At 71.7% G+C, this 23945-nt stretch carries 27 protein-coding genes and 1 pseudogene; 18 read left to right on the top strand and 10 right to left on the bottom strand.

Going from position 1 to position 23945, the window contains the following annotated elements:
* Positions 1–19 precede the first annotated feature (19 nt).
* Together RHODO2019_RS06225 and RHODO2019_RS06220 are read left to right on the top strand one after the other, a co-directional pair.
* Complete coding sequence (locus RHODO2019_RS06225; protein WP_265384128.1) at positions 20–1513, top strand: long-chain-fatty-acid--CoA ligase; 1494 nt, start codon at positions 20–22, stop codon at positions 1511–1513.
* Complete coding sequence (locus RHODO2019_RS06220; protein WP_265384127.1) at positions 1510–2343, top strand: esterase/lipase family protein; 834 nt, start codon at positions 1510–1512, stop codon at positions 2341–2343. Before RHODO2019_RS06225 ends, RHODO2019_RS06220 begins: the two co-directional genes overlap by 4 nt.
* 42 nt (positions 2344–2385) lie before the next feature.
* Here RHODO2019_RS06220 and RHODO2019_RS06215 read toward each other — a convergent pair whose 3' ends face one another.
* A complete protein-coding gene (locus RHODO2019_RS06215) occupies positions 2386–3384 on the bottom strand; it encodes a mechanosensitive ion channel family protein (RefSeq protein ID WP_265384126.1) in 999 nt (332 codons plus the stop codon).
* Between the two features lie 312 nt (positions 3385–3696).
* Here RHODO2019_RS06215 and RHODO2019_RS06210 point away from each other — a divergent pair.
* The 3 genes and pseudogenes from RHODO2019_RS06210 to RHODO2019_RS06200 all read left to right on the top strand — a co-directional run.
* A pseudogene (locus tag RHODO2019_RS06210) lies at positions 3697–3903 on the top strand (SPFH domain-containing protein); the annotation flags it as partial.
* A 163-nt stretch (positions 3904–4066) separates the two neighbouring features.
* Positions 4067–4375 carry a metallopeptidase family protein gene (locus RHODO2019_RS06205; protein ID WP_265384647.1) on the top strand — a complete coding sequence of 103 codons (309 nt, stop codon included), beginning with the start codon at positions 4067–4069 and terminating at the stop codon, positions 4373–4375.
* 137 nt (positions 4376–4512) lie between these two features.
* Positions 4513–4815, top strand: a complete 303-nt coding sequence (locus tag RHODO2019_RS06200; protein WP_265384125.1) for a DUF1707 SHOCT-like domain-containing protein — start codon at positions 4513–4515, stop codon at positions 4813–4815.
* A gap of 54 nt (positions 4816–4869) precedes the next feature.
* Here the strand turns inward: RHODO2019_RS06200 and RHODO2019_RS06195 are convergent, their stop codons facing one another.
* From RHODO2019_RS06195 to RHODO2019_RS06175, 5 genes are all read right to left on the bottom strand, one after another.
* Positions 4870–5286, bottom strand: a complete 417-nt coding sequence (locus RHODO2019_RS06195) for a PRC-barrel domain-containing protein (protein WP_265384124.1) — start codon at positions 5284–5286, stop codon at positions 4870–4872.
* Between the two features lie 85 nt (positions 5287–5371).
* The gene (locus tag RHODO2019_RS06190; protein ID WP_265384123.1) at positions 5372–5872 is read right to left on the bottom strand and encodes a YflT domain-containing protein; all 501 of its coding nucleotides are present in this window, start codon (positions 5870–5872) and stop codon (positions 5372–5374) included.
* A gap of 342 nt (positions 5873–6214) precedes the next feature.
* Positions 6215–6703, bottom strand: coding sequence for a hypothetical protein (locus RHODO2019_RS06185; RefSeq protein WP_265384122.1), 489 nt, complete (start codon positions 6701–6703; stop codon positions 6215–6217).
* 480 nt (positions 6704–7183) lie between these two features.
* Positions 7184–7873 (bottom strand): hypothetical protein, encoded by a 690-nt coding sequence (locus RHODO2019_RS06180; protein ID WP_265384121.1) that lies wholly within the window; start codon positions 7871–7873, stop codon positions 7184–7186.
* 252 nt (positions 7874–8125) lie between these two features.
* Positions 8126–8956, bottom strand: coding sequence for a GAF and ANTAR domain-containing protein (locus RHODO2019_RS06175; RefSeq protein WP_265384120.1), 831 nt, complete (start codon positions 8954–8956; stop codon positions 8126–8128).
* A 502-nt stretch (positions 8957–9458) separates the two neighbouring features.
* On the opposite strand from RHODO2019_RS06175, the gene RHODO2019_RS06170 reads away from it, so the two are divergent.
* The 4 genes from RHODO2019_RS06170 (at position 9459) to RHODO2019_RS06155 (ending at position 11700) form a co-directional block, all read left to right on the top strand.
* Entirely contained in the window at positions 9459–9773 is a 315-nt protein-coding gene (locus RHODO2019_RS06170; protein ID WP_265384119.1) for a hypothetical protein, read from the top strand.
* Positions 9774–10093: 320 nt separating this feature from the next.
* Entirely contained in the window at positions 10094–10603 is a 510-nt protein-coding gene (locus RHODO2019_RS06165; RefSeq protein WP_265384118.1) for a BON domain-containing protein, read from the top strand.
* 159 nt (positions 10604–10762) lie between these two features.
* On the top strand, positions 10763–11164 hold the full coding sequence (locus tag RHODO2019_RS06160; protein ID WP_265384117.1) for a hypothetical protein: 402 nt from the start codon (positions 10763–10765) through the stop codon (positions 11162–11164).
* Positions 11161–11700: a hypothetical protein gene (locus RHODO2019_RS06155; RefSeq protein WP_265384116.1), complete on the top strand. Its 540-nt coding sequence runs from the start codon at positions 11161–11163 to the stop codon at positions 11698–11700. Before RHODO2019_RS06160 ends, RHODO2019_RS06155 begins: the two co-directional genes overlap by 4 nt.
* On the opposite strand, the gene RHODO2019_RS06150 is transcribed toward RHODO2019_RS06155, so the two are convergent.
* Positions 11697–12362 carry a LuxR C-terminal-related transcriptional regulator gene (locus RHODO2019_RS06150; protein ID WP_265384115.1) on the bottom strand — a complete coding sequence of 222 codons (666 nt, stop codon included), beginning with the start codon at positions 12360–12362 and terminating at the stop codon, positions 11697–11699. The genes RHODO2019_RS06155 and RHODO2019_RS06150 overlap by 4 nt on opposite strands.
* A 416-nt stretch (positions 12363–12778) precedes the next feature.
* Here RHODO2019_RS06150 and RHODO2019_RS06145 point away from each other — a divergent pair, with 416 nt between their 5' ends.
* On the top strand, positions 12779–13360 hold the full coding sequence (locus RHODO2019_RS06145; RefSeq protein ID WP_265384114.1) for a hypothetical protein: 582 nt from the start codon (positions 12779–12781) through the stop codon (positions 13358–13360).
* 310 nt (positions 13361–13670) lie between these two features.
* Here RHODO2019_RS06145 and RHODO2019_RS06140 read toward each other — a convergent pair whose 3' ends face one another.
* Together RHODO2019_RS06140 and RHODO2019_RS06135 are read right to left on the bottom strand one after the other, a co-directional pair.
* Complete coding sequence (locus RHODO2019_RS06140) at positions 13671–14585, bottom strand: aldose 1-epimerase family protein (RefSeq protein ID WP_265384113.1); 915 nt, start codon at positions 14583–14585, stop codon at positions 13671–13673.
* Positions 14582–14911 (bottom strand): hypothetical protein, encoded by a 330-nt coding sequence (locus RHODO2019_RS06135; protein ID WP_265384112.1) that lies wholly within the window; start codon positions 14909–14911, stop codon positions 14582–14584. Before RHODO2019_RS06135 ends, RHODO2019_RS06140 begins: the two co-directional genes overlap by 4 nt.
* A 165-nt stretch (positions 14912–15076) precedes the next feature.
* Here RHODO2019_RS06135 and RHODO2019_RS06130 point away from each other — a divergent pair, with 165 nt between their 5' ends.
* The 3 genes from RHODO2019_RS06130 (at position 15077) to RHODO2019_RS06120 (ending at position 18007) form a co-directional block, all read left to right on the top strand.
* On the top strand, positions 15077–16564 hold the full coding sequence (locus RHODO2019_RS06130) for a molybdopterin-dependent oxidoreductase (RefSeq protein ID WP_265384111.1): 1488 nt from the start codon (positions 15077–15079) through the stop codon (positions 16562–16564).
* 88 nt (positions 16565–16652) lie between these two features.
* A complete protein-coding gene (locus tag RHODO2019_RS06125; protein WP_265384110.1) occupies positions 16653–17666 on the top strand; it encodes an SDR family oxidoreductase in 1014 nt (337 codons plus the stop codon).
* A complete protein-coding gene (locus RHODO2019_RS06120) occupies positions 17663–18007 on the top strand; it encodes a hypothetical protein (RefSeq protein WP_265384109.1) in 345 nt (114 codons plus the stop codon). The genes RHODO2019_RS06125 and RHODO2019_RS06120 overlap by 4 nt, the downstream gene beginning before the upstream one ends.
* A gap of 49 nt (positions 18008–18056) precedes the next feature.
* Here the strand turns inward: RHODO2019_RS06120 and RHODO2019_RS06115 are convergent, their stop codons facing one another.
* Entirely contained in the window at positions 18057–18491 is a 435-nt protein-coding gene (locus tag RHODO2019_RS06115; RefSeq protein WP_265384646.1) for a MarR family transcriptional regulator, read from the bottom strand.
* Between the two features lie 352 nt (positions 18492–18843).
* Here RHODO2019_RS06115 and RHODO2019_RS06110 point away from each other — a divergent pair, with 352 nt between their 5' ends.
* The 5 genes from RHODO2019_RS06110 (at position 18844) to RHODO2019_RS06090 (ending at position 23837) form a co-directional block, all read left to right on the top strand.
* On the top strand, positions 18844–19302 hold the full coding sequence (locus RHODO2019_RS06110; RefSeq protein ID WP_265384108.1) for a hypothetical protein: 459 nt from the start codon (positions 18844–18846) through the stop codon (positions 19300–19302).
* Positions 19303–19412: 110 nt separating this feature from the next.
* A complete protein-coding gene (locus tag RHODO2019_RS06105) occupies positions 19413–19940 on the top strand; it encodes a gluconate 2-dehydrogenase subunit 3 family protein (protein WP_265384107.1) in 528 nt (175 codons plus the stop codon).
* A complete protein-coding gene (locus RHODO2019_RS06100) occupies positions 19937–21574 on the top strand; it encodes a GMC family oxidoreductase (RefSeq protein WP_265384106.1) in 1638 nt (545 codons plus the stop codon). Before RHODO2019_RS06105 ends, RHODO2019_RS06100 begins: the two co-directional genes overlap by 4 nt.
* Positions 21574–23376 (top strand): glycoside hydrolase family 15 protein, encoded by a 1803-nt coding sequence (locus tag RHODO2019_RS06095; RefSeq protein WP_265384105.1) that lies wholly within the window; start codon positions 21574–21576, stop codon positions 23374–23376. Before RHODO2019_RS06100 ends, RHODO2019_RS06095 begins: the two co-directional genes overlap by 1 nt.
* A complete protein-coding gene (locus RHODO2019_RS06090) occupies positions 23373–23837 on the top strand; it encodes a hypothetical protein (protein WP_265384104.1) in 465 nt (154 codons plus the stop codon). Before RHODO2019_RS06095 ends, RHODO2019_RS06090 begins: the two co-directional genes overlap by 4 nt.
* The last annotated feature ends 108 nt before the right edge of the window (positions 23838–23945 follow it).

Below are 23945 nucleotides of genomic sequence, written 5' to 3'. Positions count from 1 at the left end.
AACCAGACGGAGCAGCGCGATGACCAACCTCGCCGAGAACCTGACGCAGAGCGCCACGACGTTCCCCGACCGCCCAGCGCTACGGCTTGGCGCGACCACCCTGACGTACGGCGAGCTCGACGACCTGGCCGGCCGTGCCGCCGGGAAGATGGCCGCCCTCGGTGTGCAGCCGGGCGACCGGGTCGGTGTGATGGTGCCGAACCTGCTCGAGTTCCCGGTGCTGTTCTACGGGGCCCTGCGCCTGGGTGCCGTCGTGGTGCCGATGAACCCGCTGCTCAAGGGACGGGAGATCACCCACTACACGGCTGACTCCGGCATGGTGCTGCTCTGGGCGCACGAGTCGGCCTCGGCGGAGGACACCGCCCACGCGAGCGAGGGCTGCCGGGTCGAGGTCGTCGACGCCTCGGTCCTGCCCGGGCTCCTCGGCCAGGAGCCGGCGCCCATCCTCGAGCGTGAACCCGACGAGACCGCGGTCATCCTCTACACCTCCGGCACGACCGGGACACCCAAGGGCGCAGAGCTGACCCACGGCGGTCTCGACAGGAACCTGCGCGTCTGTGTCGAGGACCTGATGACCATCGGTGAGCAGGACGTGATCATGGGCTGCCTGCCGCTGTTCCACGTCTTCGGGCTCACCTGCGGGTTGAACGCGAGCGTGGCCGCCGGCGCACTGCTAGTTCTGATCCCGCGCTTCGACGCCCAGGTGGTGCTGGACTCCATCGCCGCCAACCAGGTGACGATCCTCGAAGGTGTACCGACGATGTACACGGCTCTGGCCAACCTCCCGGGCGCCAACCCCGACAAGGCCGCCAGCCTCAGGCTGTGTTCCTCTGGTGGTGCGGCACTGCCGGGTGAGGTGGTGCGCGCGTTCGAGGCCACCTACGGCGCGAAGATCATCGAGGGCTACGGGCTCTCCGAGACCTCGCCGGTGGCCAGCTTCAACCGCGTCGAGCAGGCGAAGGTCGGCTCGATCGGGACCCCGATCCCCGGCGTCGAGTTCAAGCTCGTCAACGACGACGGCTCCGATTCGCCCCCCGGCGAGGTCGGCGAGATCTGCATTCGCGGCCACAACGTGATGAAGGGGTACTGGAACCGCCCCGAGGCGACCGCCGAGGCGATCAACGCCGAGGGCTGGTTCGCCACCGGCGACCTGGGCACCGTCGACGACGACGGCTTCTACTTCATCGTCGACCGCAAGAAGGAGCTGATCATCCGCGGTGGCTTCAACGTCTACCCGCGGGAGGTCGAGGAGGTGCTCTACGAGCACCCTGCCGTGCGCGAGGCCGCGGTCATCGGACTCCCCCACCCAACTCATGGGGAGGAGGTCGGTGCGGCCGTCTCGCTGCGCCCCGGAGCCGAGGTCAGCGCTGACGAGCTCCGGGAGTACGTGAAGGCCCGGGTTGCGCCGTACAAGTACCCGCGGGCGGTCTGGGTCCTCGACGACCTGCCCAAGGGCGCCACCGGCAAGATCCTCAAGCGCGCGATCACCAAGCCCACCGGTGCCCCATCATGAACACGGTCGGCGTCGACGACGCTGAACCGCAGGAGGTGGCCAGGCCCGGGTCCACACCCCGAGACGCTGGGTCGGCACCCGGGACCTCACCCGCTGGTCGGTGGTGGGGCCATCCCCTGCGCGAGTACGGCTGGCCCATCGAGTTCGCCGCGCTCCTCGCCGACCCGGTGTGGCGAGGCGAGGGCGTTGCGGACGGCGAGGGCCGGCCGGTGCTGCTGATCCCCGGCTTCATGGCCGGAGACGCGTCTCTGGGCACGATGGCGCGCTGGCTCCGGCGGCGGGGCTACCGAGCAGAGCTCTCGGGCATTCGCTGGAACGTGGGTTGTGCGGACCGCATCCTTGACGGCCTGCACACTCGGCTCGACCGGCTTCACGAGAGGACCGGGCAGCCGGTGGCCGTCGTGGGCCACAGCCGCGGCGGGCTGCTGGGCAACGCGCTCGCCGGGCTGCGTCCCGAGCGGGTCTCGCAGGTGATCACCCTCGGCAGTCCACTCGCCGACAACAACGACATCTCCGTCCTCACCAATCTCGCAGTGACCGGCGCCCGGCGGCTGGAGTACGGCCTGCACCCGGAGTCGCGTCGGCGTGGCTGCTTCACATCCGCCTGCGACTGCTCCTACGCCCGGGGGGTGGCGGCGCAGCAGTCGCGGGCCGTACCCCTGACCTGCGTGCTCACCCCCGACGACGGGATCGTGGCGCCGACCGCGTGCTCCCTGCCCGGCGCACGCACGATCGAGGTCCGGGGCGGTCACATCGCCCTCGCCTGGAACGCGCAGGTGTACCGCGTGCTGGCGCAGGAGCTCGCTCGCTCACGCCCCCACCAGCGCTGAGCCCAGCGGCCGGTGCGACCGCGGAGCAGCAGCGCCGCGGAGTCAGCCTGCCTGCGGTGCCCGCTGGACCCGTAGCGGTGGCACGCCGACGATGTCGTAGGTGGCCGAGGCGATACCGACCCCGGCGGCGTCGAGGCGACCCAGGATGTCCCGGCTCATCGCGTCCTTCACCTCGCGCACACCGCGGGCCGGAACGAGGAACCGGACGGAGAGCTCCAGCCAGTTGTCGGTGATCCGCCAGTACACGGCGGGCTCCATCGACGCCGGCGCGACCGCGTACCGGGCGCGCAGCGCCGACCACGCCCGGGCGGCCACCTCGTCCTCGACCAGGGCGTGGGTGCGGGCCGCGGTGAGCAGGGCGTCCTCCGCAGCGGCCCGGTCGTCGGTGTAGGCCACCGGCACCACGATCTCGTCCCACAGGTAGGGGAACTCGCGGCTGTAGTTGTAGACCGGCTCGGTGAAGATCACCCCGTTGGTCACCGTCACCAGGCGGCCGGTGTACTGCCGGGAGTGCACCCAGGACAACGGGTCCCCACCGGCCACCGCCGGTGGCTGACCCATCTCCATGATCGTGGTCTTCAGGAACCCCAACCGCACCACGTCACCCCGAACCCCACCCAGGGTGATCCGGTCACCCACCCCGAACGTGTCGCCCCGCAGGATCACGAAGTAGGCCGCCAACGACGTGATCACCTGCTGCAGCGCGAACGCCAACCCCGCGCTGACCAGACCGAGACCGGTGCTGACATTGGTGCCGGCGGTGACCCAGATCGAGAACACCCCCAGCACCAGAACCACCGCCACCCCCACCTGCACGAGCTGGCGACCCCAGAACCGGCGCGGATCCCCCACATCCCCACCCAGGGTGCGGCGCAACAGCCGCAGCACCATCCACCGCAGCGCCAGCACCACCGCCACCAGCACGGCGGTGAAGCCCACCTTCACCGCCGTGGTCTCGCTCAACCCGACGAGGGTCACCCCGAACACCCGTGGCGCACCGGGGTCGGACTGGGCCACCAGCAGCGCGGACGAACCGGACACGAGGGGATTGTTCACGAGGTATCCGACCACACCGCACCCCCCAGCGAACCCCGTCCCAGGTCCAAGCCGTACTGGGGCCGGGCTACATCTACCCCGACGGGTGTGTGGGGATGCGTGCGCCGTCACTGCCCCGCCGGGACGGGACTGACGCTGCTCGAGCTGGAGGACAACGTGACGCCCACCGCCGGGACGTTGTCCTCTGCCGGCACCGGCCCCCCGGGAGCAGGGTCGGACCATGACCACGGCCTCCACCATCGTCGTCATCGCGCTCGTCGTCGTCGTGCTGGCGCTGGCCGTGCGGATCGTCCGGTGCTGCACCGGGTCTCGCTGCGGATCGTCACCATGCCCATCCAGTCCCAGGGGATCATCACCCGGGACAACGTCAGCGTCGACGTCTCCGCCGTCGCCTACTTCCGCGTCGTCGACGCCGTGAAGTCCGTGGTCGCCACCGAGAACGTCCACTCCGCCATCGACCAGATCGCCCAGACCACGCTGCGCAAGGTCGTCGGCCAGCACACCCCGAGGGTGACGCCCGCATCCAGCTCGAACCCCGTCCTGACCCAGGTGGTACCGGCGGCGGCGGTGCTGAGTCATCGGCACGCCCGACCCGACGAGCTGCAATCCGGACACACCGAAAGGCGCTAGACCTGTGGTCCTCGTGCACCCCGAGCCGTTCGCGCAGATGGTCAGCCACGCCCTCGACGGGCTCCCGGCCGACCTCGGCGCCGTCATGACCAACGTCGCCGTCACCGTCGACCAGGACTCAACCGCACTGGAGCTGCTGGGCCTCTACCAAGGCGTCCCGCTGACCGCCCGCACGTCGCAGTACTCGGCGGTGATGCCCGACCGCATCACGATCTTCCGGCACGCGATCTGCGCGATCTGCCGCACCGAGGACGAGGTCGTGGAGCAGGTGCGCCGCACCGTGATCCACGAGATCGGTCACCACTTCGGGATCGATGACGAGCACCTGCGCACCCTCGGCTGGTAGCTCGCAGACCAAACGGGGCGAGGCGACCCACAGGGGCGTCCGCGCGACAGTGCCGAAGTCCTGTCTCACCACCACGTCCCGGACGTAGAGGCGAAGGACCCTGAGCAGGACACGGAGGCCGCGCTAGCGTGAACGGCGTGGACGACGCGGCCGGGATGCGGATCGGCACCACCGACCGGGACCGCGCGGTGAGCGCGCTCGGTCGGCACTTCAGCGAGGGCCGCCTTGACCTGACCGAGCTGGAGGAACGCTCCGGGCGGGCCGCCACCGCCCGCACCACCGCCGAGCTGGCCCGACTGTTCAGCGACCTGCCCGGTGGTCTACCCGCCGCGGTCGCCGCACCCCAGGTCCACACCGCACTCGTGGGTCGGTCCCACCGGCCGGGTCGTTTTTCCAACATCTCTCTCGGACCGCGGAGTCGACGACGGGGAGGGCCCTGACCACCGTCGTCGTGCCCAGGCCAGAGACTTCGTCACGAGGCGCCCCACCCCGCGTCACATCCAGGTGCCGGGGTAGGCGTAGCCCGCCCCCCAGTACGGGGTGGTGCCGTAGTAGCCGTAGACGCTGGAGTGATGTGGCCGGTCGTCGACGAGGTCCGGGTCGTAGCCCGGCGCCCCTGCGACCCGGTCACGGGACTGGTCGATGGTGACCTCGGTGTCGGTGATCCTGGTGACGACGTCGACCGGGATCAGGGTCGTGGTCTCCCCGAAGCCGAGGAACCCGCCGTGCTCGACGACCAGGAACCGGACCTTGCGCTCCTGGTCGTCGACGAGGAGGTCGGCGACCCTGCCGATGCCCTCACCGTCGGCGTCCGTGACCTTGCGGCCGCGGACGTCGTTGACCAGTCCATCGACACTCTGGCCGCGGTCACCCAGGGTGTACAGGGTGGCAGTGTCGTCGTTGCTCGTCATGGAACATCGTCTCCTGGTGTTGGTGGGCGCCGGACGGGTGGCCGACCCGGCCGTGGGCGGGGTCCGGCGATGGGGGTGGGAGGTGTCAGGTCGCCGGCTCCCGCGGCATCGCCGCCAGGACCTCCCGTGCGCGGGCCGCGTGCGCGTGCTCCACGCGCACCTCGTACTTGGTGGCGACGACCTGGTTGACCGAGGAGAAGTCGCGGGTGCCGTGCCGGGTGGCCGTGCTGTAGCCGAGCTGGCTCCAGGCCAACCCGAACACCGCCCCGAGCAGCGGAGTGGTGAGCAGGAAGCCGAGCTGGTTCTGCGTGCTGAACAGGCTGAACGCGATCCCCACGAACAGTCCGATCCAGAGCCCGGACAGGGCACCGGCCGCGGCGATCTTGCCGCGGGTCAGCCGCCCGGTGACCCGCTCGATGGAGCGGAGCTCGGTACCGACGATCTCCACGTTCTGCACCGGGAAGCCCTCATCGGCGAGGTGGTCGACGGCGCGCTGCGCCGCGGCGTAGCGCTCGAAGACACCGAGGGACATCGAGTACTCCAGCTCCGCGTGGGCGGCGGTGAACATCTCGCTCCGGGTGCTCATGCGCGCTTCCCGGTCCTGGTCGAACGCGCAGCGGAGCTCCTCAGGAGACGGGTCAGCTGGCGGTCATCGACCGCGGTCCACGCCAGCCCGCCCGGGCTGGCGGCCTCGGCGGGTTCCTCACCCCGTTCTGCACCCCTGCGTGGTGCGGGCGCGGGGGTGGGAGTGGGTTTGTCCTCAGCGCGCAGCACCAGCCTCGCGACCGTGTAGGTCGCCCAGAGGATCACGAGCACCAGGAGGTGGGTCATGAGAATGAGCTCCGTTCAGCGTGCGGGTAGGAGTGGGACGTGCGGGCGGCGGCCCGCGCGGGCCACGAGGTCCCCGCTGAGGGTCGCCACCGGGTGCTCATGGGCTGCGGGGTGGGCTGGTGGTGAGGTAGCGCATCGGGTCGCTGGCCGCGCGGGCACCGCTGGCGATCCAGGCGGCGAACCCATTGGGGTCGCGGCGCTGCAGCTCGTCGAGGTAGGTGCACCGGGTCTGCGCCAGGTGCTCGGTCCACGCCGCGTCGGTGTGCCGCTGCAGCTGGACGTAGGTGCGCTGCCAGGCTTGGCACAGCTCCTGCTCGCTCCACCGGTCCAGCGACAGCACGTCCACACCGCCCGTCAGCACCAGCGACGTCCCTGCCAGCGGCGGGGGCGGTGGTGACTCGGGCAGTGCGCCCGGGCCGGTGTGGGCCGACGGTGTGGTGCGAGCGAACCGCATCTCGTGCGCGACAGCGAAAGTGACACCCAGCAGCACCGACGGCGCCAACGTGCGCACCCCCCCGAGGACCAGGACAGCGAGCCCAGCGAGGACAGCAGCCACCACGGTCGCGACGACCCGGGCCCGGCTCACCGCAGGAACCGGATCGGGGTGGGCGAGGTGTGCACGGCTGCTCCTGGGCTGGGGCGGTACGGGGCGGGTACCCCGACCAGACCGACGCTAGGCAGGGTGGGCAGTCGTGTCCCGGGCCGAAGGTCCCCGGCCGACGGGACCGTGGGCACGGACTCCGCGGGTGCCGAGGCCGACCGAGCACAGCTACGGCCTCCGGGCGGTTCTTCTGCGGCCGGACGGGGCCGGTGGACGTCCGGCCCTCACGACTCGGATCGGGGGCGGTTGACGCTGCTCGCACCACGCCCGCGAGGCAGCCCGTCGTGCAACGGTCACCCCCGGGAGGACCAGGCGACGCGGTCGCTGGGTCGCCCGTGAGGCACCGGTGCTGCGACACCCTCCGATGTCGATCATCTCGTCGCGAGATGACCTCACCAGAGCAACCCACCACGTCCGACCGGGGTGGCCAGATCGATGGTGCCGCGCAAGAGGACGAGCACCCCATCAACGCGGGTCCGGGCTCTGTCCCGCGACGACCCCGTCGGGGTCGTCGTCGTCGAGGTCCGCACGGTCAGAACCCCCGCCGCCGTCGACGTCGTGTGGTGAATTCCGGGGCGCGGTCGCCGCCGCGGCCACCACCGCCGCCGCGGTCACCACGATGCCGAGCCCGGACACCGCCGCCCGGGCGTCCAGGACCACCCGGGCCTGCGCCAGGGTGCGCCCCCCACCCATGACCACCCCGAGGGCCTGGTTGATCACCGAGATCTCCGCCCACCCCGACGAACCCGACACCGGGTGCTCCCCGTCAGGATCATCGAGGTGGGCGTCCAGGATCACCGCCCCCGGTGTTGGGTCCTGCCGGGCGGCGTCCGCGGCGAGGTCGACGAACGCCCCGGGCGTGCCCGCGTAGAACACCACGCTGCTGCGGGGACCCGGCCGGGTCGCCGTGGCCAAGGCGATGAGGACCGACGCCCCGACCACCGGGCCGGTGCCACCGGCGCCTCGACCCATGGCGGTGAGGGTGAACGGGTACCCGTCGACGACCACGGTCAGGCGCAGCCCCTGGAACGAGGACACCGACACCCCGACCACTGCACCCAGACGGTGCACCAGCTCCTGCAGGTCGACCTCGGGGTCGTCCAGGGCTCCGGTCAGCACGGCCAGCTCGTTGGCCAGGGCACGGGAGAGATCCACGAGGAACCTCGGGAGACGCTCCGACGACGCCGTGATCGTGGTGCCTGGTCCCCGCACCCGGCAGACCGCGGGATGCAAGGTACGAGTCCCGGTGCGGGTCGGTACCCGCACCACCGGACTCAGGACCGCGACGGTACGCCCGACCACCCACCAGGGGTGCGCAGGGGTGAACCCGGGGTGACGGGGCTCAGCCAGCGAGGTGCTCAGTACGTGGGGGTGGTCAGGCTTGGGGGTGGTCAGGCTTGGGGGTGGTCAGTCGTCGGTGTGCTGGGCGCGGGCCCGGCTGGCGGCCTGCTCGACGATGCCCTGCGCGATGACCGCCAGCCTGCGATTCTCCTGCTGGCTCATCGCCCGCAGCCGGGCGAAGGCTTGGGCAGGGTTGTACCCGGAGCGGGCCATGAGCACCCCGATGGCCTGGTCGATGACCGACCGGCTGCGCAGGGCGGTCTCCAGCTGCGCGGCCAGGGCCAGGGCCTGGGCGAGGACCTGCGCGTTCTGCACCGAGATCGCCGCCGGCACCGCGTACAGCTCGCCGAGCTCGGCGGCCCGGTCGTCGAAGGCGTCGGGGCGGTGGGCGTAGATGTTCATCGCCCCCAGCACCCCCTCCGACCCGACCAGGGGCAGGGACAGGGCGCTGTGCACCCCGAGGTGGCTCACCCGGGGCCCGAACCGGGGCCACGTCGGGTCCGAACCCAAGGCCCCCGACCGCACGGTGGCCCCGCTCGCGGCGGCCAGGATGCACGGGCCTTCACCGAGCCCGTACTGGATGGCGTCGACCGCCCGCACGAACTCCGCCGTGGCCACGATGGTGTCGGCCTTGCCCGCCTCCAGAAGGGTCAGCCCGGCACCGTCAGCACCGGGGATGGCCCGCACCGCGAACTCCGCCACCCGCGTCAGCAGCGCCGGCAGGCTCATCCGGCCCGACGCCAGGGCCGCAAGCCCCGCCGTCGCCGCCCGCAGGTCGTCGTCCTCACCCTGCTCCTGCGCAGCATCCTGCTCGGTCCGCTCCACGGGCTCGACCTCGGCGTTGCCGGGCTCCGGTCCGTCGTGCCCGGGCGTGCCGTCGTTCGGGGGGTGCGCCATGAGGTGCCGCCGCTCTCGCTCAGCCCTGCACGGTCGTCGGGGTCCCCCGAAGGGTTGCACGGACCACGACCACCGTCCACGGCCCGCTCTCCGCAACGAGCAACACAGCCTCCGAGCCGGGCTCGCCCACACCCCCAGGCGAACGCCACCACCGACAGCCCACAACCGCGATGACCCACCGCGCCCGAAGGGCGACCAGCAGCACGAGCTCGTCGCGGGCCGCTCGTTCCACGGCAACGGGGCGAGGCCCTGACGCCCCTCCGCACTCTGGAGCGCGACCTCGGTGTCGACCACGTGCCTCAGTTCGGGCGGTTGCCGGGGTGGGTGACTGCCCTGTGGTCCCGTGTGTCCGGGACGTTGGCCCCTGACCCGCTCCCCCACGCCGCGACCAGGCTTGGTTCATGCCCACCGGTTGCCGCGATGTCGTGGCCCCCCAGCCCCTCGGCGAGGCTCTCGGTCGCCGCACCCAGCCTGTGCGACACCGTCGGAGGTCGAGCGCGTCGTGACGATCCTCGACGTTTCCCGGCCGGGCACCGATGCTGACGCCCCGGCCGTTGATCGCCCGCGGAAGGGGTCCACCGCCGGCACGGGGTGGGCGAAGGCCTACTGCGGGCCGGCACACGGGCACACGTGGCGGCGCGTGGAGAACGGTTCGTGGCCCGCGCGGGTCGTGCTGCCCGGCCGGACCGGACCAATGGAGTACCGGCTCGTGCACGACATCCGAGCCCACCGACCGGCCCGGGACCACCTCGGCAACACCCTCTACATGCCCGTGCCCCCACGCCACGACTGGGGCGGGTGGACCGTCACGGAGTAGGCGTTTCCCCCGCCGCCCGGTGGTTCGCCGGACCGCATCGGCATGAGCGGGTCGGGGGTGGTCGCCGGCCGTCGACCAGGCTCAGCACGATCCCCACGAAGACCCCGATCCACGGCCCCGACACCCCGGACATCCGTCCCCGGGTCGGGACCCCCTCCACGGTGCACCGACGGTGGCTGGCGTGCGGTCGCCCCGGCCAGGGTCCTCGGACCCCCAGCAGGTCACCGCTGGGCGGTGAACGCCCGGAACGGGACCTGTGGACCCCCGGAAGGGACCGCACGGCACTGCCGTCCACCATCCCCCCGGACCACGGTGGACCCATGACCCGGCCCCCGCACCCCACCGCCCACCAGCTGACGTCCGAGATCCTCGACGAGATCGTCGTCAAGCACCCCCACGGGACACGCCCGGACACCGACCTCGCCCGCGACGCCACCACGGCCCTCACCCACTCCCCGGGCGCCGACAACATCAACGCCGAGGTGACCAACCACTGGATCACCCTCACCGGCACCACCACCTGGCACTACCAACGCCAGGCCGCGGTCCTCGCCGTGGAAGCCATCGCCGGAGTCACCGGGGTCCGCACCCTCGTCACCCTCACCCCCGACCAGCCGTTCATCGCCGAGAAGGCCACCGCCCACATCACCACCACCCTCCAGCGCAACGCCACCACCGACGCCCGCACCATCACCGTCACCACCGAGGGCACCACGATCGAGCTCACCGGCCACGTCAGCTCCTGGACCGAGTACCGCCAGACCGACGACGCCGCCTACTCCACCCCCGGCGTCACCCACGTCCACAACCTCCTGCACATCACCCCCTGAGGAGCCTGACCCCGCCGGCCCCCGCTGAGCCCCGCCCCGCTGGGCCACCCCCCTTGCCCGGCAGCCACGTGGCTCCGTCACGGCCCCAACCCCGCACGACACACCGAGCCAAGGAGCACCCATGGCCACCACCACGTCGACCTCGACCCGGTCCGGGCTGTGAGCCACGGACGGGACGTGCTGGCCGTGACCGCCGGCGTCCTGGCCGGGCTCACCATCCTGGTGCTGTGGGGGCCGGGGGCGGTCTTCCCGCTGCTGCTGCTCGGCGCCACCGTTGCCGTCGTCGGCCACGAGGTGCACGCCGCCCGCCCCCGACCCGACACCCCTACCGGCCCACCAACCCCCTCCGGGTCGCTGCTCGTGCTGCCCCCGAGTCCCGAGGCATCGTCGCTGGCCCGCTGGAGCGACCCGGACCTCGGCCGCGCATGGCAGACCACCCTCACCCAGCTGCAGCACCACCACAACGCCACCCCCACCGGGTTCGCCGCCTGGATCGCCAGCGGTACCCGCGCCGGTAGCGACCCCACCCGCTACCTCACCACCCCATCGCGCACCCCATGACCACCACACCGACGGTGACGCTGCGGGGCACCAACCCCACCCCCGACCCAGCGACCCTCCGGCCCGTCCTCACCCCACGGTGGCGAATCGTCGTCACCGCCTCCGCGACCACCCTGGTCCTGCTCGGCACCGCCCACCTGGCCGCGGTGGGCCTGCTCTGGAGCACTGCCCAGCCCGGCCCCCTGCACGACGCCGGGCTGCACCCCGAGACCGGGTCGGTCACCGGTGTGGTCACCGCCGGACTATCCGTGGTCGCCGGCCTGGCCTACATCAGCGCCGGGGCCCTGCTCGAGGCCCGGCTGCGCACCTGGCGCACCCTCGCCCTGCTCGCCGCCCTCACCTCGACACCCGTGCTGCTGTGGGCAGGCCCCTCCGCCGCCACCGGAGTCGTCCTCGACCTCGGGGTCCTCGGCGTCCTCGTCCTCGGGGCCGCCCTGCCCGTCGACCGAGGCACCACGACCTGGGCCGACAACACCCGCCCCCGCCTTGGCGGCCGGAGCAGGCCCGCCCGTCGGTGCGCTGGTCGGGCTGGCTAGCCGGCGGTGGCGAGCAGCAGCTGGCGGGCGTCGGCCCCCAGGACCGCGGCCTGGGTTCGCCGGGCCACCCCCAGCTTGGACAGGACCAAGGAGACGTAGTTCTTCACCGTCTTCTCCGACAGGACCAGCTCCGCCCCGATCTGCCGGTTCGTCATCCCCTCGGTGATCAGCCGCAGCACCGCCGACTCCCTCCCCGTCAGCGACGCCACGGCCACCTCGAGCGCAGTGACCACCTCGGCAACGGTGTGGACACCGCCGCACACCGGGTCCCACGACCCTCCCGACGCCGCGCGCAGCACCGCCGCGACCAGCTCCACGCGGTGCACGTCCTTGGACAGGTGCCCGATGGCGCCGGCATCAGCCGCCCCGACCATGCCCACCCCGTCGGAGGTGAGGAACAGCCAGTGGGTGGCCGGCGCGGTCGCCTGGAAGCGGCGACACAGCTCGACCCCGCTGCCATCGGGCAGGCGGGCGTCGAGCAGCACGACGTCCGGCTGCAGCGACCGCACGAGCACGTCGGCCTCGGCAACGGTGCCCGCCTCGCCCACGACGTCAACGGTGTCGTCGTGGACGAGGGACTGCACGACCCCGCGGCGGTAGACCTCCCAACCGTCCACGACCAGGACACGGACAGGTGCGGTGGTGATCAAGCTGGTGTTCAAGGTGACTCCCCAGGGGAAGGTCACCGATCACGCCCGGGCTCAGAGCAAGTGCTCCCACGAGTCCGCGAGGACGAACGTGGTCCGGGTCTGGCTGAGGTCTCAACAAGATCAACGTACACGCCGGGAAAGGTCCCTCCGGGCCGTGTGACCTGCGACATCGCCCATCCCGACCCGGTGCGAGCCGTCAGCCGCCCAAGGGTCCCCACCGCCACCGCAGCTGCTGCGGCTGCGGCTGCGGCTGCGGCTGCGGCTGCGGCTGCGGCTGCGGAAGGGGCTGCGGAAGCGCACTTCATGGTCGGCCAGGCCAACACCCGCGCCTGAAGTGCCGCTCCGATTTGTGTGGGCGCGACAACCGTCGTACACCTGAGGTGGTGCCCGGGCGAAAGCCGCCCGCACGGGCCCGCGAGGAGGCTGCCGTGTTCGTGACGTCGATGTTCCCGCCCCTGGCCCTGGGGTTCTTCGGGCTCGGGACGGGCTACCTCGTCTGGGGGCCCATGGAGCTGCTCGGCTTCCCGCCGCGAGACGCGGCCGTCGACCGAGCCGCCGGCTTCTGGGGCATCTGGCTGGCCGGGTTCTGCCAGCTCGTCACCGGGGTCATCTTGTTCGTCGGGTTGACCTGGTTCCCGGTGTTCACCAACGACAAGGCCCTCTACATGGCTGCGCTGGCGTTCAGCGCCTACGGCATCCACTGGTTCGTGCTGGGCTGGAACCGCTACCGCGGCAACGACGACCGGCCGAACGCGGGCATGTCGGTGGCATTCATGGTGCTCAGTGCGCTAGGTGCGTTCGTGTTCTACCACGGGGGTGCGTGGCCGGTCGGACTGCTGTTCACCGGCCTGTTCCTGGTCTACCTCGCCGAGCTCTTCGTGGCCCTGCAGGTCGGCCCCGTCGCGGTCCGCGCCATCGGCTTCTTCCACACCGTCACCGGGGTGTGGCTGATGTACCTGACCGTCGCCGTCGTGCTCAACACCGTCATCGGGTACTCGCTGCCCGCCTGACCCCCCGCACCCGGGTCGGAGGGGTGCATGGCCGCTGCCGTCCTGGAGGGCGCCGCGGGGTGAGCACACCACGACACGCCCACCCCGCAGACCATCGTGCAGCTCTCGGTGGGCAGAACCCCACCGGCCTCGCACCCAGGACGACGGCACCCGCTCGGTGACCGTCCCGGTCCCCTCTGCTCAGGACGTGCACTTCCGGTACCTGGCCGAGGCCTCACGAGAGCGCCGCCGGTGCACAGCCGCTGACGGAGGAGCAGCCGACCGACAGTGACAGCCCCCGCGCCCACGGGGAGGCCGAGGTCGAGCGACCTCAGCTCAGGTTCGCACCCCACGTCGTGGTCTGCGACTGTCCAGGGTCCAACCGGATGACGTGCTGGCCGGTCTGGAACGCGTTGGGCGGGCAGGTCATGGGTTCGGCACCGAGACCGGTGCGACGGCGCGCCGGCGCCAAGGTGTCTGCGGTGTAGAGCTCGAGGATGGGATAGGTCTCGTCCACCCACAGCGCGGCGGTGGCGCCATCGGTGCCGGTCAGCCTCACCCAGGCCTTCCCCTCGGCGTCGCGACCCAGCCCGGTGAACGCGGAGTCGACCTCGAGGTTCTTCAGCTGTCGCGGGGTCGTGAAGTCGAAGGGGGTGCGGGCAACGGGTTCGCTGCCGATGGGCAGCTGCCGTTGCCGGTCGGTCAGGATCCGGGTGTCTGCGCTGAGCTGCAGCGTGCAGGCGTCGATGGTGCCCCGTCCGGGTGAGAGGTAGGGGTGCTGGCCGTGTCCGTAGGGGCAGGGGGTGTCACCGACGTTGGTGGCCGTGGTGACCACGCTCAGGCCGTGCGCACCAAGGGCGTACTCGACCTGCACGGCGAGGGTGAACGGGTACCCGAGCATGGGGTGCAGGACGGTGGCCATCACGACCCGGTCGGCGGCGCGCTCGGTGGCTTGCCAGGAGCGCCAGCGCAGCAGACCGTGGATCGCGTTGTGCTTGTCGGGTTCGGTGAGCGCGACCTGGTGGTCCTTGCCGTCGAAGGTGTAGCGCCCGTCAGCCAGGCGGTTGGGCCAGGGGATCAGTGGGGCGCCGTGCGCCCCGTCGCACATGGCGTCCAGGTCGTAGGGGTGCAGCACGTCCCTGCCGCCGGCGGTGTAGGTGCGAACCCCGCCCCCGACCTCGACGATCGTGGCCCGCTGGTCGCCGTGGGTGATCTCGAGCTGCTGGCCCGAGGGTGGTGGGGTCACGAGGCGGACCGCCGCAGGCGCAGGGTCAGCAGCACCCCGAGGAGGAACCCACCCAGCGCAGCCTTGGGTGATGAGCGGACGCGCCGGCCGCCGGATCCCCCGCCGTAGGTCATCGGGGCCTCCGTCGTCGCCGTTCGTGCCCGTTCGAACAGCGGGGGTGCGGCGTCCGCCGGTGGGCGGTCGCGGGTGTGCGCCTGGACCTGCTCGGTGTCAGCGCCCTGACCGAACCCGCCCAGCAGGTCCGCCCGCAGCTGCGTGAGCCGGGCGTCGGCGCTGAGCGGGTCCTGCTGCACCGCGGTCGGGCCAGTGCTGCGGTGGTGCGTCATGCCGTTGTCCTCTCCGCCGTCCACGACCGCGGTCTCGTTCCCGCGTCTCGAACAGTGTGTGGCACACTGTGCGATGGCGCAACCATTGCGGCTCGATCGAGTCGGTGCGGGCGTCAGCACGCGGGGCCGCGGATCACGGACCGGTGCCCGGACGAGGAGGTTGCGGTGCCGTCGTTCTTCCCGTGGTGGGTGGTGGTGACCCACTTCCTGAACCTGTTCTTCCTGCTGCTGCTGATGCGATCGGGCCTGGAGGTCCTCTCCGCGTTCCCGAAGCTGTACTGGGACGACAACTGTCCGCCGGGGCGGGAATGGGCACGGTTCTCGAAGAAGATGTACGGGGCGGACTCACGCAAGCCGTGGTCCAGCCTGGACGAGGAGGAGTCCTGGTCGCCGGTGGTGGCGCTGCCGGGTCGCAAGAACCTGGGGTTGGGGCGTCACTGGCACTTCATGACGGTCCAGTTCTGGATCCTCACCGGGCTGGTGTACGTCGTGCTCGTGTTCGCCACCGGCTACTGGCACTACCTCGTCCCCACCCACTGGTCGATCGTTCCGGACTCGCTCCGTGCGGTGGGCACCTACCTGAGCTTCCAGATTCCGCCGAGGATTCCGGGTGAGCCGTTCGAGGCCGCCCAGAAGCTGACCTACTTCCTGCTCATCTTCGTGCTGGCCCCGCTGCAGATCGCCTCTGGTGCGGCGATGTCCCCGACCGTGCTCGCCCGCTTCCCGTGGTTCGGGAAGCTGTTCGGTGGGAAGCAGGGCGCGCGGAGCGTGCACTTCCTGGGGTTGTGCGCGTTCGCAGCGTTCACCGTGCTGCACGTGTTCATGGTGATCGTGCACAACCTGCCCGACGAGTTCGTGCTCATCGTGCTGGCCGGGCACGGTAGCCGCGCCCTCACGGTCGGGGTCGGGCTGGCCGGGTTGTTCCTGGTCCTGCTGTTCCACGTCGTCATCACCTGGTTCTCCCTGCGGTACCGGCGCAGGACGCAACGCCTGCTCGGGTTCGTGGTCAACCCCTTCGAGAAGGTCATCTCCCGCTCGCTCACGTCGCGGCAGCACCTCGCAGCCACCGACATCTCGCCCTACCACCGGGTCAACGGCTACCCCCCGGTCGGCGAGGACTACGACCAGATGGTCACCACCGAGTTCCGGGACTACCGGCTGGCCGTCGGCGGCCTGGTGGAGAACCCCACCACCCTCTCCTTGGAGGAGCTGCGGGGCCTGGGTGAGACCAGCCAGACCGTCAAGCACAACTGCATCCAGGGCTGGACGGCGGTGGCCCAGTGGGCCGGGGTGCCGATGGCCGATGTCCTCGCGCACGTCCGGCCGACCGCCGAGGCCCGCCACATCGTGTTCTACGCGATGGACGACAAGGGCCTGACCGAGGCCGAGGGTCGGTACGGATTCTTCTACGGCTCCATCCCGATCCACCTGGCTCAGCAGCCCCAGACCATCCTCGCCCTGGAGATGAACGGTGAGCCGCTGCCGGTCGCCCACGGCGCCCCGGTACGGCTGCGGGTCGAGACCCAGCTCGGCTTCAAGATGGTCAAGTGGGTGGTCGGGATCGAGCTCGTCCACGACATCGACCAGGTGGGCATGGGCATGGGGGGGTGGCGCGAGGACCAGCAGTTCTACGCCAACGCCGCCGGCATCTGACCGGCGGACGGGTGCCCACTCCCCCACCACTTTCCTGACCCGAGCACCACGCCCCTTCCCGATCCCACCTCCTGAGGAGCACGTACCGATGAGCACCCCCCCGCACGGACAGGTCGTCGTCGTCACCGGAGCCAGCGGTGGCATCGGCCGCGCCACTGCCGCCGCGTTCGGCGCCCGCGGCGCCTCGGTCGCGCTGCTCGCCCGCGGCGAGGCCGGTCTGGCCGGTGCCGCCCGCGACGTGGAGGCCGGTGGCGGCCGGGCCCTGGTCGTGCCCACCGACGTCGCCGACCCCGCCCAGGTGGAGGCCGCTGCCGAGCGCGTCGAGAACGAGCTCGGCCCCATCGACGTCTGGGTGAACGTGGCGTTCACCTCGGTGTTCTCCCCGTTCGAGAAGATCACGCCCGAGGAGTACAAGCGGGTGACCGAGGTCAACTACCTCGGCTTCGTCTACGCCACCATGGCCGCCCTCAAGCGGATGACCCCTCGCGACAAGGGGACCATCGTGCAGGTGGGGTCCGCGCTGGCCTACCGCGGCATCCCCTTGCAGACCGCCTACTGCGGGTCCAAGCACGCGATCCAGGGCTTCCACGAGGCGCTGCGCTGCGAGCTGCTGCACGACAAGTCCAACGTCCACGTCACCATGGTGCAGATGCCCGCGGTGAACACCCCCCAGTTCTCCTGGGTGCTCAACCGGATGCCCAAGCGAGCGCAGCCCGTGCCCCCGATCTACCAGCCCGAGGTTGCCGCCCGGGGTGTGCTGCACGCCGCCGACCACCCTCAGCGGCGCGAGTACTGGGTCGGAGCCAGCACGATGGGCACCCTCGTCGCCAACGCCATCGCCCCCGGCCTGCTCGACCGCTACCTCGCCCGCACCGGGTACAGCTCCCAGCAGACCGACCAGGACCGCTCCCCCGAACAGGCCGTCAACCTCTGGGAGCCCGCCGACGGCCCGGACGGCAAGGACTACGGCGCCCACGGTGCCTTCGACGACAAGGCCGTCTCGCGCAGCGAGCAGCTGTGGCTGTCCCAGCACCACGGTGTGATCGGGGCGGTCGCGGGGGCAGCCGCCGCCGCCGTGGGTGTGGCCCTGGCGCGCCGGTGAAGGTGCTGCAGGTGGTCCGCGCCGGGTGGGGGCTGCTGCAGCTGGCTGCCCCTGGGCTGGTGGCCGACCGGATCCTCCGCAAGCCCCTGGACCACCGCGCCGAGGTGGTCGCCCGGGTCCTCGCCGCGCGGCAGGTGCTCCAGGCCGGCCTCCTGATGCGCTCACCCACTCCAGCGGTGCTGGGCGTCGGCGCAGGCGTCGACGGGCTGCACGCAGCCAGCATGCTCGCACTCGCCGCCGTCGACACCCGTCGCCGACCGGCTGCGCTGCTGGATGCTGCCATCGCCGCAGCCTTCGCAGTGGCCGGCGCCGTCGGCGCACGCCACGCCCGGCCGCACTGAGAGTGCACGGTCGAGCAGGGTGCCCCGTGGGGCACCAGAGCAGTCCGGGCTAGGTGAGCCAGAGCCGTGCATCGCCGGCGTCGGCAGGGTTCTCGCCCGCCGCGGCGGCGAAGGCCCGCAGGGCCGGGGTCAGCTCCACGCGGTCCTGCGTGCTCATCTTGGACAGAATCGCCTGCATCGCCGCCCGCCGGTTCTCCACGACCGACCTCACGAGCGCCTCGCCCCGGAGACTGAGCTCGAGGACGAGGTTGCGCCGGTCGGCCGTGGAGTCCCGCCGTTGCAGCAACCCGGCCTCCACCAGTCGGTCGCACGCGCGGGAGGCGTTGGAGGGATGCACACCCAGCTCGGTGGCGACCGAACCCAGGTTCACCTGCTTGCGAGTGGCCACCAGCACCAGGATCCGCAGCTGGGACATCGAGACGATCGCCTCGACCTCGACGACGGAGCGGGCGGCCACGGCCACGAGGGCGCGAGCAGCGAGCATCACCGCATCCACCTCCTCCGTGCGGCGCGCGGCTGTGCTCGCCCGGCGAGGCCGAGAGGGAGGACCAGACATATCGGCAACATAGCACTGCGCTGGCGCAATCGTTGCGCATGGTCGACACGTGACCCGAGGGCTCACCGACGGGACGCTCCCCTGGCGGCCCGGGGGCACCACTGCACGGATGGGCCGTTGCCACTCACGACCACCCGGCCCCGACCTGCCCACGGGGGGTCGCGCTGGGTCGCGCTGGGTCGCGCTGGGTCGCGACCAATCATTGCGTAGTCGCAACCGTTGCGGATAGAGTGCGCCGGACGCGGACCGAACCCACCAGCAGCGATCACCGGAGGCGACCATGGCAGCACGGGACACGGCAGACGGGGTGGAGCACGGCATCGACCGGATGGTGCGCAACGTGCGGACCGGTCGCTTCGAGCGCAGCCTCGCCGCGCTGACGGCAGTGGGGTCGCTGGTCACCGCGGTGGAGATCTTCTTCGAGCACGACAGCGCCAGCTTCGGGAACAAGATGATGTACGTCCCGGTGGCTCTGGGTCCGGTCGGTGCCGTCGCGGGGGTGGCGGGGTTCTTCAGCGAGCGCATGGCGAAGACCGCGCTGCCCCTGGCGTCGGCGGTGATCGTGGCCAACGGGATCCAGGGCACCTACCTGCACGGTCGGGGCATCGCGCAGAAGCCCGGCGGGTGGTCGGACTTCCGCTACAACATGGAGATGGGCCCCCCGCTGATGGCGCCCCTGCTGGTGACGATGGTGGGGGGCATGGGCCTGCTCGCGGCCGTGCTGCGGCGCGAGCAGTGAGCGCCCGTCCTACCACCCCTGGGGGGGCGCAGCACCGCTTCCCCGGGTTCGACGTTCTTCAGAACTCTGGCCACTGGGACCAGGTGACGGCCGGAGTCGTGCTGTCGCGGTTGAGCTTTCCCCCCGACGTCCGCTTCTTCACCCCGAAGGAGTTCGCGGTCGCCGAGGCCCTGGTGGACCAGCTGCTGAACCAGCACGAGGACCCCAAGGTGCCGGTCGCGCAGCTCATCGATGCCCGCCTGACCGAGATGCAGACCGACGGCTGGCGCTACGAGGACATGCCCCACGACGACCAGGCGTGGCGCGAGTCCCTCGCCCACCTCGACTCCGACGCCCAGGACCGGTTCGACGCAGGCTTCGCCGTCTGCACCCGTGGCGAGCAGGCGGTGCTCGTGGCGTCGGTACAGGAGCTGGGCTCGCAGACCTGGCACGGGCGCAGCGCCGCGCACGTGTGGAGCCTGTGGACCCGCTACGCGTGCACCGCCTTCTACTCCCACCCCTGGGCCTGGAACGAGATCGGCTTCTCCGGCCCGGCCTACCCGCGCGGCTACAAGAACCTCGGCATCAACACGGTGGAGAAGGGCGAGGTCCGCGACGCCCGCCCCACGCAGGACCCGGCCAGGAAGGCCAGCTCATGAGCAACGACGTCCGCGACCGCAACGACTCCGCGTGGCTGCTGCCCAACGACGGCACCCGCACCAACCACCAGCTGCGCACCGACATGCGCCGCTTCGCCGACACCGACGAGATCGACCTGGTCATCGTGGGCTGCGGAGCCGGCGGGTCGGTGATGGCCCAACGCCTGGCCCGGGCCGGGTGGACCGTCGCCGCCCTCGACGCCGGTCCGTTCTGGGACCCCGACTCCGACTGGGTCTCCGACGAGGCCGGCTCGCACCACCTGTACTGGACCGAGCCCCGCGTCATCAGCGGCTCCGACCCGGTTCCGCTGGGCTCCAACAACTCCGGGCGTGGAGTGGGTGGCTCGATGGTGCACTACGCCGGCTACGTCCCGCGCTTCCACCCCAGCGACTTCCGCACCCGCAGCCAGGACGGGGTCGGTGTGGACTGGCCGATCGAGTACTCCGACCTGCGCCGCTACTACGCCGACATCGAGGGGGAGCTGCCGGTGGCCGGGCAGGACTGGCCGTGGGGAGACCCGCACACCTACCCGCACCGCCCGCACCCCGTCGGCGGCAACGGCCAGATGTTCCTCCGCGGCGCGGAGAAGCTGGGCATCACCGCGAAGGTCGGCCCGGTGGCGATCACCAACGGCCGCTTCGGCAACCGCGCGCACTGCATCTACCGCGGCTTCTGCCTGCAGGGGTGCAAGGTGAACGCCAAGGCGTCGCCGCTGATCACCCACATTCCCGACGCGCTCGCCCACGGGGCCGAGGTGCGGGCCGACAGCATGGTCACCCGCATCGGCATCGACGAGAACAGCGGGCGCGCCACCGGGGTGCACTACGTGCGTGGCGGTGTCGAGCACTTCCAACGGGCCCGCATGGTGGCGGTGGCCGGCTACTCCATCGAGACCCCGCGCCTGCTGCTGAACTCCGCGACGAACCGCTTCCCGGACGGGCTGTGCAACGAGCACGACCAGGTCGGGCGCTACCTGATGGTGCAGGGAGCACCCCAGACCGCCGGACGCTTCGACGAGGAGATCCGCATGTACAAGGCCCCGCCGCCGGAGGTGAGCACCGAGGCGTTCTACGAGACCGACCCCAGCAAGGGCTACAAGCGCGGCTTCTCCATCCAGACCGTCTCCCCGCTGCCGATCACCTGGGCCGAGCACGTCTCCGCGCAGGGTCACTGGGGCGCCGACCTGCGCGAGTACATGAGCGACTACGTGCACTGGTCGACCCTCGGTGCGCTGTGCGAGTTCCTGCCCCAGGCCGAGAACCGCGTCACCCTCGCCGAGCAGACCGACCGCCACGGCCTGCCCGTCGCGGAGTTCTCCTACACCCAGTGCGACAACGACAAGGCCCTGATGAGAGCCGCGCAGTCGGTCATGGAGGACCTTCTGCACGCCGCCGGGGCCAGCGAGGTCATGACCATCGACCGCGCCGCGCACCTGGTCGGTGGAGCCCGCATGGCCAACGACGAGCACCACGGCGTCGTCGACGCCAGCTGCCGCAGCTTCGCCGTGGACAACCTCTACATCACCGACGGCAGCGTCCTGCCCACCCAGGGCAGCGCCAACCCTGCCCTGACGATCATGGCCGTCGCCGCCCGCGCCGCCGACCTGCTCAGCAACCGACGGAGCGAGAGCTGATGGCGACGGCGGACAAGGTCGACGTCGAGGCGATGTTCCCCCCGCACGTCCTGCGGCAGTACGCGCTGCTCGCCGACGGTGAGCGGGGTGCCCTCGTCGGACCGCAGGGCGACATCGCCTGGATGTGCGCTCCCCGGTGGAGCTCCGAGGCAGTGTTCTCCTCCCTGATCGGTGGCAGTGGCACCTTCGCCGTCACCCCCCAGGACGTGCACCACACCTGGGGTGGCTCCTACGAGCAGGGTGGCCTCATCTGGCGGTCCCGGTGGATCACCGACGACGGCATCATCGAGTGCCGCGAGGCCCTCGCCTTCCCCGGTGACCCCGACAGGGTGGTGCTGCTGCGTCGCATCACGGCCGTGCGGGGTGACGCCCAGGTGCGGGTGGTGCTGCAACCGCGCCCCGGGTTCGGGCGGCACGGCCCAGGGAAGCTGCACCAGGACGCCGGGGTGTGGAGCGGGCACAGCGGCAACCTGCACTGGCGCTGCGCCGGGGTCGAGGCCGCCCACCCGCGGACCAGCACCCACCCCCACGGGGAGCTGCTGGTGCTGGAGCTGACCGTGCCGGCGGGCACGCACCACGACCTGGTGTTCGAAGCCTCCGCGCAGTCGCTCCCGGAGGAGCTGGTCGATCCCGACACGGCGTGGTCGGCGACCGAGGCGGCGTGGTCGCGCAGCGTCCCCGAGCTGGGGTCCTCCCTCGCCCCGCGCGACGCGCGCCACTCCTACGCGGTGCTGCGCGGCTTGACCAGCGCGGGTGGTGGCATGGTCGCCGCCGCCACCATGAGCCTGCCCGAACGAGCCGGGCGGGGCGGCAACTACGACTACCGCTACGCCTGGATCCGTGACCAGTCCTACGCGGGGATGGCCGCCGCCAGCGCAGGCGCACCCGAGCTGCTCGACGCGGCGGTCGGGTTCGTCTCGGCGCGCCTGCTGGAGGATGGACCGCAGCTGAAGCCCGCCTACACCGTCACCGGTGGCGCTGTTCCCGACGAGCAGACCCTCGACCTCCGCGGCTACCCCGGAGGCAGCGACAAGACCGGCAACTGGGTCAACCAGCAGTTCCAGCTGGACGCGTTCGGGGAGGCCCTGCAGCTGATGGCGGCCGCGGCCCGCGTCGACCGGCTCGATGCCGACGGGCACCGGGCGGTGCACACCGCTGTGCAGGCCATCGCCGCCCGGCACAACGATCCCGAGGCCGGGATCTGGGAGCTCGACAACCGGAGGTGGACCCAGTCGCGGCTGGCGTGCGTGGCCGGGTTGCGCGCCGTCGCGGCCATGCCGTCGGCCGGGGCCGACCTCGCCGAGTGCGCCACCCTGGCCGACATCATCCTGGCCGACACCGCGCGGACCAGCCTGCATCCCGACGGGTACTGGCAACGAGCCCCCGACGACCCGGGGCTGGACGCGTCGCTGCTGCTGCCGCCGGTGCGCGGCGCCCTGCCCGCCGACGATCCCCGCAGCCGGGCCACCCTGCGCGCAGTCCAGGACACCCTGTGCGACGACCACTACGTGTACCGGTTCCGCCACGACCAGCGCGATCTCGGCGACGCCGAGGGCGCGTTCCTGCTGTGCGGGTTCATGATGGCCCTGGCCGAGCACCACCAGGGCAACGACCTGAGCGCCATGCGGTTCTTCGAGCGCAACCGGGCCGCGTGCGGACCGCCCGGACTGTTCTCCGAGGAGTACGACATCAGCCAGCGCCAGCTCCGCGGGAACCTGCCCCAGGCCTTCGTGCACGCCCTGGTGCTGGAGACCGCCACCCGGCTCGCGGAAGCACCGTCCAGCAGCTCGATGCGCCCGTGACCCGGCCGAGCGCGCGGTCCCGGCGTCTCGAGCTCGGCCGGATCGGGTGGGGTGTCCTGCTCCTGGCTGCCCCCGCCCGTGTCCTCGGGGCGACGGGTGCACGGGTGGACACCCCTGGCGTCGTCGTGACCCGCATCCTGGGGGTCCGTCAGCTGACCCAGGGTGTGCTCTCGGGGCTGCGACCCAGCCCGGAGGTGCTGGCGATGGGCGTCTGGGTGGACGGGGCGCACAGCGCAACGGCGCTGGCCCTCGCCGTCCTGGATCCCGACCGGGCGGTCGCAGGGGTGGCTGACGCCGCGGTCGCCGCCGGGTGGTCCAGGCTGGGCCTGCGCGACCTGCGCCGAGCCGTCGCGACCCCACCTGCCCACGACCGGGTCCGTGACGCCCTCGCCCGGGCGGTGCTGGGCGTGGTCCCGGGCGGGGCACGGTTGCTGGGGCTGGCCGGTCGCGCCCGCGGGTGATGCTGCGGCCTGGGTCGCCGGTGGGGCGGAGCGGGCTCGTCACGTCGTCCTGGTCGCCCGCGTGCTGAGTCCGAGCGCCGCCGGCGCCGCCGCGGTCGGGGCGCCGGT

This window comes from Rhodococcus antarcticus (assembly GCF_026153295.1).
Lineage (GTDB): Bacteria > Actinomycetota > Actinomycetes > Mycobacteriales > Mycobacteriaceae > Rhodococcus_D > Rhodococcus_D antarcticus.
The sequence above is the reverse complement of the archived record's forward strand: the minus strand, read 5'-3'. Positions and strand labels throughout refer to the sequence as shown.